Source organism: Pseudomonas sp. NPDC098747 (assembly GCF_044760045.1).
Classification (GTDB): domain Bacteria; phylum Pseudomonadota; class Gammaproteobacteria; order Pseudomonadales; family Pseudomonadaceae; genus Aquipseudomonas.
The window spans coordinates 64965-75117 of the sequence record NZ_JBIWAL010000009.1 but is presented as its reverse complement, the minus strand read 5'-3'; the positions used below and the strand labels follow the sequence as shown (position 1 = coordinate 75117).

General features: G+C 60.1%; 11 protein-coding genes and 1 pseudogene. 7 read left to right on the top strand and 5 right to left on the bottom strand.

Going from position 1 to position 10153, the window contains the following annotated elements; translation table 11 throughout:
- Positions 1-143, top strand: a pseudogene (locus ACIQVE_RS08165) (sulfate ABC transporter permease subunit CysW); the annotation flags it as partial.
- A gap of 3 nt (positions 144-146) precedes the next feature.
- A complete protein-coding gene (locus tag ACIQVE_RS08160; protein ID WP_402806538.1) occupies positions 147-1136 on the top strand; it encodes a sulfate/molybdate ABC transporter ATP-binding protein in 990 nt (329 codons plus the stop codon).
- Between the two features lie 102 nt (positions 1137-1238).
- Here ACIQVE_RS08160 and ACIQVE_RS08155 read toward each other — a convergent pair whose 3' ends face one another.
- On the bottom strand, positions 1239-1763 hold the full coding sequence (locus ACIQVE_RS08155) for a DUF962 domain-containing protein (RefSeq protein ID WP_402806535.1): 525 nt from the start codon (positions 1761-1763) through the stop codon (positions 1239-1241).
- Positions 1764-1846: 83 nt separating this feature from the next.
- Here ACIQVE_RS08155 and ACIQVE_RS08150 point away from each other — a divergent pair, with 83 nt between their 5' ends.
- Positions 1847-2524, top strand: coding sequence for a Crp/Fnr family transcriptional regulator (locus tag ACIQVE_RS08150; protein ID WP_402806532.1), 678 nt, complete (start codon positions 1847-1849; stop codon positions 2522-2524).
- Positions 2525-2646: 122 nt separating this feature from the next.
- Here the strand turns inward: ACIQVE_RS08150 and uraH are convergent, their stop codons facing one another.
- Positions 2647-3057, bottom strand: coding sequence for a hydroxyisourate hydrolase (gene uraH, locus ACIQVE_RS08145; RefSeq protein WP_402806530.1), 411 nt, complete (start codon positions 3055-3057; stop codon positions 2647-2649).
- A gap of 11 nt (positions 3058-3068) precedes the next feature.
- Positions 3069-3554, bottom strand: coding sequence for a heme-binding protein (locus ACIQVE_RS08140; protein ID WP_402806527.1), 486 nt, complete (start codon positions 3552-3554; stop codon positions 3069-3071).
- Between the two features lie 135 nt (positions 3555-3689).
- Between ACIQVE_RS08140 and ACIQVE_RS08135 the strand changes: the two genes are divergently transcribed.
- The 3 genes from ACIQVE_RS08135 to ACIQVE_RS08125 all read left to right on the top strand — a co-directional run bounded on the left by ACIQVE_RS08135 (position 3690) and on the right by ACIQVE_RS08125 (position 6104).
- Complete coding sequence (locus ACIQVE_RS08135) at positions 3690-4370, top strand: heavy metal response regulator transcription factor (RefSeq protein WP_042557086.1); 681 nt, start codon at positions 3690-3692, stop codon at positions 4368-4370.
- Complete coding sequence (locus ACIQVE_RS08130; RefSeq protein WP_402806523.1) at positions 4360-5748, top strand: heavy metal sensor histidine kinase; 1389 nt, start codon at positions 4360-4362, stop codon at positions 5746-5748. The genes ACIQVE_RS08135 and ACIQVE_RS08130 overlap by 11 nt, the downstream gene beginning before the upstream one ends.
- 104 nt (positions 5749-5852) lie before the next feature.
- A complete protein-coding gene (locus ACIQVE_RS08125) occupies positions 5853-6104 on the top strand; it encodes a helix-turn-helix domain-containing protein (RefSeq protein WP_402806521.1) in 252 nt (83 codons plus the stop codon).
- A 33-nt stretch (positions 6105-6137) separates the two neighbouring features.
- Here the strand turns inward: ACIQVE_RS08125 and ACIQVE_RS08120 are convergent, their stop codons facing one another.
- Positions 6138-7142 carry an AraC family transcriptional regulator gene (locus ACIQVE_RS08120; protein ID WP_402806519.1) on the bottom strand — a complete coding sequence of 335 codons (1005 nt, stop codon included), beginning with the start codon at positions 7140-7142 and terminating at the stop codon, positions 6138-6140.
- Between the two features lie 100 nt (positions 7143-7242).
- Between ACIQVE_RS08120 and ACIQVE_RS08115 the strand changes: the two genes are divergently transcribed.
- Positions 7243-8313, top strand: a complete 1071-nt coding sequence (locus tag ACIQVE_RS08115; RefSeq protein WP_402806517.1) for a fatty acid desaturase — start codon at positions 7243-7245, stop codon at positions 8311-8313.
- Between the two features lie 215 nt (positions 8314-8528).
- On the opposite strand, the gene ACIQVE_RS08110 is transcribed toward ACIQVE_RS08115, so the two are convergent.
- Positions 8529-10139 carry an arylsulfatase gene (locus ACIQVE_RS08110; protein WP_402806514.1) on the bottom strand — a complete coding sequence of 537 codons (1611 nt, stop codon included), beginning with the start codon at positions 10137-10139 and terminating at the stop codon, positions 8529-8531.
- Positions 10140-10153: the final 14 nt, after the last annotated feature.

Sequence of the window (10153 nt, the reverse complement as noted above, 5' to 3'; positions counted from 1 at the left end):
AGATCCTATACAACGAATACTACCACGTGGGCTCTTTCGGCGTTGCGAGACTGTTTATTATCCTGGCGCTCTTCATCCTGCTGCTCAAGCAGTGGAGCGAAAACCGTATCAACCGCCTGCGCGCCAGCGCCGCAGAGGAATAACTCATGTCGATCGAAGTGCGTAACGTCAGCAAGAATTTCAACGCGTTCAAGGCGCTGGACAACATCAGCCTGGATATCCACAGCGGTGAGCTGGTGGCGCTGCTCGGCCCGTCCGGCTGCGGCAAGACCACTTTGCTGCGCATTATTGCCGGTCTGGAAACCCCGGATCAGGGCAACATCGTCTTCCACGGTGAAGACGTCTCCGGCCACGACGTGCGGGATCGCAACGTCGGTTTTGTGTTCCAGCACTACGCGCTGTTCCGCCACATGACCGTGTTCGACAACGTCGCCTTCGGCCTGCGCATGAAGCCGAAAAACCAGCGCCCGAGCGAAAGCCAGATCGCGATCAAGGTTCATGAGTTGCTGAACATGGTGCAACTGGATTGGTTGTCGGATCGTTACCCGGAGCAACTGTCCGGTGGTCAGCGCCAGCGTATCGCCCTGGCTCGTGCCTTGGCGGTTGAGCCGAAAGTGCTGCTGCTCGACGAACCGTTCGGTGCCCTCGACGCCAAGGTGCGTAAAGAGCTGCGCCGCTGGCTGGCTCGCCTGCACGAAGACATCAACCTGACCTCGGTATTCGTGACCCACGACCAGGAAGAAGCGATGGAAGTCGCCGACCGTATCGTGGTGATGAACAAGGGTGTGATCGAGCAGATCGGCTCACCGGGCGACGTCTACGAAAACCCGGCCAGCGATTTTGTTTATCACTTCCTTGGCGACTCGAACCGCTTTCTGCTGAGCGATGACAACCACGTGCTGTTCCGTCCTCACGAAGTGTCGTTGTCCAGGCATGAGCTGGAAGATCACCATGCCGCTGAGGTGCGTGATATCCGGCCGTTGGGTGCGACCACGCGGGTGACGTTGAAGGTTGAGGGGCAGACTGATTTGATCGAGGCCGAAGTGGTGAAAGATCACGACAGCCTGATCGGTTTGGCCAAGGGTGAGACCCTGTTCTTCAAGCCCAAGGTCTGGCAGAAAGCCGCCAGCCTCTAAAAAGCATCGCGGGCAAGCCCGCTCCCACAGGTGTCTCGGGTGATCACAAATTTTGTGTACACACCCAGTCACTGTGGGAGCGGGCTTGCCCGCGATGGCGGTTTAAACAGCAGCCCGATTCGGATTGACCCGCACCACCCCCGCCCGCGCCTCGATCTGCTCTTTCAACTCATGCCGCATCCCGAGCATGAACGCCAACTCGGCCACCACAAACAATGGCCCGACAATCAGCCCGCTGACATCATCGACAAACGCCGGTTTGCGCCCCTCATAGTGATGCCCGACAAACTGGATCACCCAGCCAATCACAAACATCGCCAAACCGCTGCTCAGCCAGACCAGAGTGCTTTGTTGCGCCAGGACATGCCCGGCCCAGACTGATAACCCCATCAGCACGGTCATCAGTACGCCGAGTTTCACTTCCAGGCGCAGGTAAAACCACGCAGACGCCAGCGCTACCAGGACGGCTGGAGATATCCACAAGCCACCCAGCGACCATTCTGGCCGCGACAACAAAACCGCCACCGCCACCACGATCAGCGGAATACCGATAAAGTGGCTGGCAATGTTGCGTGGGTCGCGGTGGTATGCGGCGTATTGACTCAAATGATCGACGAGGCTTTTCATTGTTGTTCCTCCTATAGGGTGATCGCAGCATGCGCCGGAATCGGCGTTCACTCTGTCAGGCAGGCGACAATCCGGGAGTGTTCATGCAAATGCGTTCACAACTGATGACCGGGCAGTGGTTCAGTCATCTGCCTGCATCCTTTCAGGATAGCCTGCTGGCGGCGGCCCGGGAGCGGCGGCTGACGGCGGGGCAGCGCTTGTTCCAGCGCGGCGATCCGCCCTGCGGTCTTTACGCGGTGCTCGAAGGCGCCGTGCGCATCGGTGCGGTGAGTGAGCAGGGCAAGGAAGCGTTACTGAGCCTGGTGGAGGCGCCGCATTGGTTCGGCGAAATCTGCCTGTTCGACGGCCAGCCGCGTACCCACGACGCTTATGCGGTCGGGCCGTGCACGCTGCTGAATATCCCGCAAGTCACACTGCTGAAACTGCTCGACGAACACCCGGTGTACTGGCGGCATCTGGCGTTGCTGATGAGCCACAAACTGCGCCTGGCTTTCATCAATCTCGAACAGCTCAGCCTGCTGCCGGCCCCGGCGCGGCTGGCTCATCGCTTGCTGATGATCGCCGAAGGCTATGGCGAAATCGACGCGCCCCGCCGGGTGCTGCTACTGCCGCAGGAGCAGTTGGCATCGATGTTGTCGCTGTCGCGGCAGACCACCAATCAGATCCTCAAGGACTTGCAGGGGCAGGGGATTATTGGCTTGGGGTATGGCGAGATCGAGATCCTTGATGCGGTGCGTTTGCGAGCGCTCGCCACAATCTGACCATCACACTGCCCCTTGTGGGAGCGAGCTTGCTCGCGAAAGCGGTGTGTCAGCCATCACATCACTGACTGATGCATCGCCTTCGCGAGCAAGCTCGCTCCCACATTTAATCCGAGTTGACCTTAGGATCCGCGATAGGTCGAGAAGCCGTACGGGCTCAGCAACAACGGGATGTGGTAATGCTGATCGGTCTGCTTCACCTCGAAAATCACCGGGATTTCCGGAAAGAACGTGTCGTGCCTGGCCTTCTTGAAGTACTCGCCGGTCTTGAATACCACCCGGTATTCGCCTGCTTCAAAAGGCTGTTTGGCCGGGAACAGTTCTGCAATGCGCCCCTGTTCGTTGGTGGTGCCTTCAGCCAGTGGCTGCCAGTTCTGACCGACATGTTTCTCCAGCGTCACGTCGATGCCGGGCGAGGGCAGGCCGTTTTCCAGGTTGAGCACGTGGACGCTCAGCGGGTTGCCAGCAGCAAGGGTCAGGCTCGAAAACGCACTCAGGCCGAGGGCGGCGAAGGTCATGCGCAAAGTGGTCATGATGAATCTCCTTATTGGGAACGGGTGATGGACAGGCCGGCCTTGTCGGCGGCCCGGGTCGCACAGGTTTCGTCTTGCTCGCCACCACCGGAACCGGCCACGCCCATGGCGCCGACCAATTCGTTGGCGGCGAACAGCGGAATGCCGCCGCCGAGCAGCAGCAATTCGTCGAGGGTGTTGAGGTTGGCGGTTTCCGGATTGCTGCGGGCGCGTTCGGCGAATAGGCGGGTTGGAGTTTTTGTCGACAACGCTGTGTACGCCTTGCGCTGACTGGCAGCGGTGTTGTGCGGGCCGACACCGTCGCCACGCAGGGTCACCAGCAAATTGCCGCCACGGTCGAGCACCGACACCGTGCCGGTGCAATTGCTCAGCGCTGTGTCGGCTAACAGCCGCGCAGTTTTCAGGTCGAGGTCGGCGTGACGCGGCAATTCAGGTGCTGCGAGAACACTGGCGCTGAGGCCGAGGGCCAGGCTGGCAGCGAGGTATTTGAAGGTCATAAACAGGCTCCGAGGTGAATGTGGCCACCTTAGCCGGCGGTCTTCGTCAGAACCTCGTCAGTCGGATTACAAGTTTGTAATAGGCAACGCTGTTGAAGACGCCTAGCCTGTGCGTCTGAATAATTGAGGTGTGCCATGCGTTTGCTGGTCGTAGAAGATGAAGCCAAAACCGCGAATTTCCTCGCCAAAGGGCTGGGCGAGTCGGGTTTTGCCGTGGACGTGGCGCTCAATGGCCTCGATGGCCGCTACTTCATCGAGCAGCAGGAGTACGACCTGATCATCCTCGATGTGATGCTGCCGGGCCTTAATGGCTGGCAATTGCTGCAACTGATCCGCCAGCGCGGCGCTACGCCAGTGCTGTTCCTCACCGCCAAGGACGCTATTGAAGACCGCGTACGCGGTCTCGAACTCGGCGCCGACGATTACCTGTTGAAGCCTTTTGCCTTCGCCGAACTGCTCGCGCGCGTACGCACGCTGCTGCGTCGCGGGCCGATGCGCGAAGCCGAGTCGTACAGCATTGCCGATCTGGAGATCGACGTTTTACGCCGTCGCGTCAGTCGCGGCGGCCAGCGCATCGCCCTGACCAACAAGGAATTCGCGTTGCTGCAATTGCTCGCCAGCCGCCAGGGCGAAGTGCTATCGCGCACACTGATCGCCTCACAGGTGTGGAATTTGAATTTCGACAGCGATACCAACATGGTCGAAGTCGCGGTAAGGCGTTTGCGCTCGAAAGTCGATGATCCGTTTATGCCGAAACTGATCCACACCGTGCGCGGCGTCGGTTATCAACTGGAAGCGCCCGACGATGCGCTCTAGGTCGATTGCCTGGCGCCTGGCGCTGGCATTCGCAATGGTCTGCGCTTTGGTATTGAGCGCGATTGGCGTGTTTCTCTACCGCTCGCTTGCTGCGGAAATCGCCTATCGCGATGACCTCGCGTTGCTCGGGCGACTGGAACAGGTGCGCGCCTTGCTCGCCGACAGCGACAGCCTCGACGCCTTGCAGGCGCGGCCCCGGCTGTATCAGAACATGCTCGGCAATCTCGACAGTTTGCTGCTGGTGCGCCGCGCGGATGGCTCCAGTGTGATCGCGATCAACCCGCGCCAGCGAACGCTTCCAGCGCTGAATGCAATCGCGCGCGATCAGTCCCCGCAACGTCGCGACGTGATGACCTGGCAGGCGCCCGACGGTGCCGAAGTGGCGCTGCTGTCCGGCGCAGCGCAAGGTCCGAACGGCGAATCGCTAACCGTGATTGCCGGCAAAGTACTAAACGAACGCGAGCAGATGCTCGCGAGCTATCGGATGCGACTTTATATGGCGATCGGTCTGGGCGCGTTGCTAGCGTTTGCTTTAGGGCTGGTGCTGCTGCGCCGTGGCCTGCAACCGTTACGGCAATTGAGCGAAGCGGTCCGCGGCATCGACCTGCGTAGCCTCGATCAGCGCCTGCCTGCCGCCGGCACGCCTGCGGAACTGCTTGAGCCGGTAAACGCGCTGAACGGCATGCTCGCGCGGCTGGACGACAGCTTCCAGCGCCTGTCGCAATTCTCCGCCGACCTCGCCCATGAAATCCGCACGCCACTGCACACCTTGCTCGCCAGTAACGGTCAGGCCCTGAATCACCCGCGCAGCACGGCGGAATATCAGGAATTGCTGGCCTCGAACATGGAAGAGTTCGAACGGCTCAAACGCATGGCGCAAAACCTGATGTTCCTCGCCCGTGCCGAACAGGCGGAACGCGCGCTCGATCTGCGCACGCTGGATCTGCAAGACGTCGGCAATGAACTGTGCGACTACTTCGAAGCCTTGGCGGACGACCGCGACCTGCGTCTGGAAAACCAACTGCATGGCGAGCTGCTCGCCGATCAGCAACTGCTGCAACGCGCCCTCGGCAACCTGTTGGCCAACGCCGTGCGTCACGCTGACGTCGGCACCTCAATCACCCTGCGCCAGCGCGATGAGCCGGGCATTTGCTGGTTGCAGGTGCACAACCACGGCCCGGCCATCGCGCCCGAGCATCTGGGCAAGCTCTTCGACCGCTTCTATCGCGTCGATCCGGCCCGCGCTGAACCGGGTGATTCCGGCGGTTTGGGGCTGGCGATTGTGCAGTCGATCATGCAATTGCATGGGGGCCAGGTGCGGGTGAGTAGTGATGCGGCGGGTACGGTTTTTGAGCTTGGGTTTGTGTCGGATAGATGATTTTCACACAGTCAGCCAGCTGGCTTCTTGTTGAAATGCATCAAATAGGATGCGTCGCAGTTCGTCCCTGTGATATTGCATCGTAAACAATGCAGGCTTAAACAATGGAACATATAGGCGAATTGATTAGAAGCCTGCGCAAGGCACATAAGCTCACCCAAAAGGCGCTTGCCCAAAAGTACGGCATGAGCCGAGCTACGATCTCGGGGATCGAGAACAACACCGTTTCAGAAATAGGCTTGCGCAAAGTGGAAGCGATCCTCAACGGGTTCGGCTATGAACTGGCGCCAGTCCCTCGGCAGCCTAGCCGCCCAACGCTCGATATGTTGAAAAAGGTGAATTTCCATGATCGCTAGAGCTGCTGGGAATCTGCACTCGCTCTAGCGCTCTTAGCGCAATTGATCCCGAAACTGCCCCGGCGTCAGCCCCGTCCAGCGTTTGAACGCGCGGCTGAAGCTGCTGGTGTCGGCAAATCCCAGTAGATAGCTGACTTCACTCAACGAGCATTGCGGATCACGCAGGTGCAGCAGCGCGAGGTTTTCGCGGCTTTCGTTGAGCAGCGTGTCGAAGCGGCAGCCTTCGTCGGCCAGGTGCCGTTGCAGGCTGCGTAAACTCAAGTGCAACGCCTGGGCGATGCGTTCGGCGCTGGGCTCTCCTTCCGGTAGTTGCTCCTCAATGGCGTCGCGCACCTTGCGCTCCCAGGTCAGCGGTTTGAGCTGGGCCATGGTGCGTTTGAGCACGGCTTCGTTGTGTTCCGCCAGTTCGGGGTTGGCGTCGTCGAGGTGGCTGTCGAAGTCGCTGAGGGCGAACTCCAGGCGATCTTCGGCCGAGGCGAAATGCACCGGGGCGCGGAAGACTTTGTGCCATTGATGGGCGTCGAGTGGTTCCGGGCGGCGCAGGTAGACGGCCAGCGGTGCGTAATCACGGCCGAGGCGATTGCGGCAGGTGCGCACGTAGATCGCGGTGAAGGCGTCGATGGCTTCGAAGGCTGGCGCAGGATTGCCTGCGGGAATTTTCAGACGGAACAGATAGCGGTCGTCGGCCCGGCTCAGGTCCAGCTCAAGCGCATCGCTGACCACCGGGTGATAGCGCACGATACGTTCGAACACTTCGCGCAAACTGCCACTGGCCACCAGCGCGTAACCGAGCGCATGGAACGTGGTCGGGCTGACGAACCGCGACACACGCAGACCGATCGCCGGATCGCCGCTGACCTGCACCGCGATCTGCCACAGACGCGTGGTGGCGGACAGCGGATAGCGGGCGTTGGGGTCGTCCATCCATTGCGGATCAAGCCCGGCCTGTTGGCACAGGTCAGTACTGTCCAGCCCCAGCGCATCGAGTTGCTTGCGCAAGGCACGGGTCCAACTGGCGAGGGAGGTCGGTTCCTTCATGCTGATTGGCGCTTCCGGTCAACAGGTTGGCGTTCTCGGCTACCGTCATTGCAAACATCACAACGCAAGATACATACATCTTAAACCTGAGGATGGAAGCATGGACGGTACTTCTGCAAGCCCCCAGCGACACAATGCGGCGCAGCGATCAGCGCATATTCGCGAAGTGGTGCTGGCCAAAGGCGTTGAACTGCGCGAGCGTTACCCGATTCTCAAGCATCAGGATGCGCTGGGCGCGGGGATTCTGGCCTTCGCCTTGGCCGGGATGATTGGTTCGGCAGCGCTTTACATCACTGGCCACATGGCTTGGTGGGTGTGCCTGCTGCTCAACGCGTTTTTCGCGTCGTTGACCCATGAGCTTGAGCACGACCTGATCCACAGCATGTACTTCCGCAAGCAACGCGTGGCGCATAATCTGATGATGGGCCTGGTGTGGCTGGCGCGGCCGAGCACGATCAATCCGTGGATTCGCCGGCATCTGCACCTCAATCACCACAAGGTTTCCGGCACTGAAACCGACATGGAAGAGCGCGCGATCACCAACGGCGAGCCATGGGGTTTTGCGCGCCTGCTGATGGTCGGCGACAACATGATGTCGGCGTTCATCCGCTTGCTGCGGGCGCCGACCTGGGCGCACAAGTGGAGCATTCTCAAACGGGTCTTCAAGGTTTACGCGCCGCTGGCGCTACTGCATTGGGGTGCGTGGTATGTGTTTCTAGGCTTCCATGCAGCCAACGGTATTGCCTTTCTGTTGGGCACGCCGATTGAATGGTCGGCGACCACGCTGGCGGTGATGAAGATGATCGATATCGCCGCCGTGGTGATCATCGGCCCTAACGTGTTGCGCACGTTCTGCCTGCACTTCATCAGTTCGAACATGCATTACTACGGTGATGTCGAGCTGGGTAATGTGATGCAGCAATGCCAGGTGTTGAACCCTTGGTGGCTGTGGCCGTTGCAGGCGTTCTGCTTCAACTTCGGCAGCAGTCACGGCATTCATCATTTTGTGGTGAAGGAGCCGTTTTATATCCGCCAGATGACCGTGCCGGTGGCGCATAAGGTGATGCGGGAGATGGGCGTGCGGTTTAATGATTTTGGCACGTTTGGGCGGGCGAACCGGTTTGTTCGGCGGGATGAGGTTGCGGTGTCCGGGGAGGCGGTGGAGGCCTGAAAAAAATCCCCTCACCCTAACCCTCTCCCGGAGGGAGAGGGGACTGATTGGGGGATATTGATGAGCTCCGCCGACGTGAAATTGCTTTACCGAATCCAGCATCGACTGGATTTCACAGGTCGATGTATGGCGAAAGACACCTCGTTCGGCCCCCTCTCCCTCTGGGCGGTCCGACGTTTCGGGAGGGCTGGGGTGAGGGGCTCTTGATCTTCAGATCAATCCGGCTGAAACGGCGAAGCACTCAAAATCACCCCGGTCTCCTCCACATACTGCTGCCAATGCCCGATCAACGTATTGAGCTTTTCAGGCTGACTCAGCGCCAGATCATGAATCTCCCCCGGATCACTGGCCAGATCATAAAGCTGCCACGTCGCCGGCCCTACTGGCCCCGGGATGTACACCGCTTTCCACGACCCTTGCCGAATCGCCCGCCGCCCAAACAATTCCCAACCCGTCACCGTGTGCTCGTCATGCACCTGCGCGGTCTCGCCGGACAAAAAGCCCAGCCATGATTTACCGCGTAACGGCGCCACGGGTTTGCCGTGCCACAGCTTGCCCGGATGGCGCACGCCCGCCAGATCAAGAATGGTCGGCGTGATGTCCATTACCGTGCCGAAACCATGGCTGATCTGTCCTTTAAGCGACAGTTGCGGATAATGCAGCAGCGCCGGCACACGAATCCCGCCCTCGGTGGTGAAGGCCTTGAACAGCCGAGACGGCGCGGTCGCCACCTGCGCCCAGTTCGGCCCGTACCAGACGTAGGAGTTGGCTCGACCGATGTTGTCGAGGCTGTTGTCGTAGTGCTGGTTCAGATAGGTCATCAACTCTGGGCCGAACTTGGGGAACGCCTCAAGCAGCGCGCCTTCGGCACCGTTGTCGGACATGAACAGGATGAACGTGTTGTCGAGTTGGCCCTGCTGGCGCAGGTAGTCGACCACCCGGCCGATGTTCCAGTCCATGCGCTCGACCATCGCCGCGTAGACCTCCATCGCCCGCGCAGAAATCTGCTTTTGCTCATCGCTCAACGCATCCCATTGCGCAGTCAGTTGAATCAGCGGATGCGGTTCGACGTCTGCTTCAATCAGCCCCAGCGCCTTCAGTTTCTCCAACCGCTCCAAGCGCAAAACCTCTGGGCCGGCGTCATAGCGGCCGCGATATTTCTCGACGATGTCGGCCGGTGCCTGCAATGGCCAGTGGGGCGCGGAAAACGGTAGATAGGCAAAGAACGGGCGGGTCTGATCACGTTCCTTGAGGTACTGCAGCAACTTGTCACCGAAGGCATCGGACGAGTAGAAGTCCTTGGGCAGTTCGTCGACAAACGTATCGTCCTCGATGTACAGCGCCGGGGTGGATTTCAGCAGCCCGGGTGTTTGCTCATCGTAAGTCGGCTCGAAACCGTAGTGATTGGCCGCGCCCGGCAGCAACGAGAACGAACGCTCGAAACCACGCGCGTGCGGCGCCAGTTCCGCTTTCAGACCGAGGTGCCATTTGCCGCTCATCAAGGTCTGGTAACCAGCCTCGCGCAGCAGCTCGGGTAACGCGACGACGCGGTCGTTGAGGTAGCCCTCGTAACCCGGTTTGCCGATCAGATCTGGCGTCAGCGCTTCGACCATGGTGCCGATGCCGGCGATGTGGTGATCGGTGCCGGTCAACAGCATCGAGCGGGTCGGCGAACAGGTCGGTGCGGTGTGAAAATCGGTCAGGCGCAGGCCGTTGTTGGCCAGGGCATCAAGGTGCGGCGTGGCGATTTCACCGCCGAATGCACCGATGTCGGAGAAGCCGAGATCGTCGGCCAGAATCACCAGAAAATTGGGACGTTGCGGCATCGCAAAACTCCTGT

Excerpts from the sequence above, each read along its gene's own strand:
- ACIQVE_RS08160 (WP_402806538.1), top strand. The coding sequence starts at position 147 with ATGTCGATCGAAGTGCGTAACGTCAGCAAGAATTTCAACGCGTTCAAG.
- ACIQVE_RS08155 (WP_402806535.1), bottom strand. The coding sequence starts at position 1,763 with ATGAAAAGCCTCGTCGATCATTTGAGTCAATACGCCGCATACCACCGC.
- ACIQVE_RS08150 (WP_402806532.1), top strand. The coding sequence starts at position 1,847 with ATGCAAATGCGTTCACAACTGATGACCGGGCAGTGGTTCAGTCATCTG.
- uraH (WP_402806530.1), bottom strand. The coding sequence starts at position 3,057 with ATGACCACTTTGCGCATGACCTTCGCCGCCCTCGGCCTGAGTGCGTTT.
- ACIQVE_RS08140 (WP_402806527.1), bottom strand. The coding sequence starts at position 3,554 with ATGACCTTCAAATACCTCGCTGCCAGCCTGGCCCTCGGCCTCAGCGCC.
- ACIQVE_RS08135 (WP_042557086.1), top strand. The coding sequence starts at position 3,690 with ATGCGTTTGCTGGTCGTAGAAGATGAAGCCAAAACCGCGAATTTCCTC.
- ACIQVE_RS08130 (WP_402806523.1), top strand. The coding sequence starts at position 4,360 with ATGCGCTCTAGGTCGATTGCCTGGCGCCTGGCGCTGGCATTCGCAATG.
- ACIQVE_RS08125 (WP_402806521.1), top strand. The coding sequence starts at position 5,853 with ATGGAACATATAGGCGAATTGATTAGAAGCCTGCGCAAGGCACATAAG.
- ACIQVE_RS08120 (WP_402806519.1), bottom strand. The coding sequence starts at position 7,142 with ATGAAGGAACCGACCTCCCTCGCCAGTTGGACCCGTGCCTTGCGCAAG.
- ACIQVE_RS08115 (WP_402806517.1), top strand. The coding sequence starts at position 7,243 with ATGGACGGTACTTCTGCAAGCCCCCAGCGACACAATGCGGCGCAGCGA.
- ACIQVE_RS08110 (WP_402806514.1), bottom strand. The coding sequence starts at position 10,139 with ATGCCGCAACGTCCCAATTTTCTGGTGATTCTGGCCGACGATCTCGGC.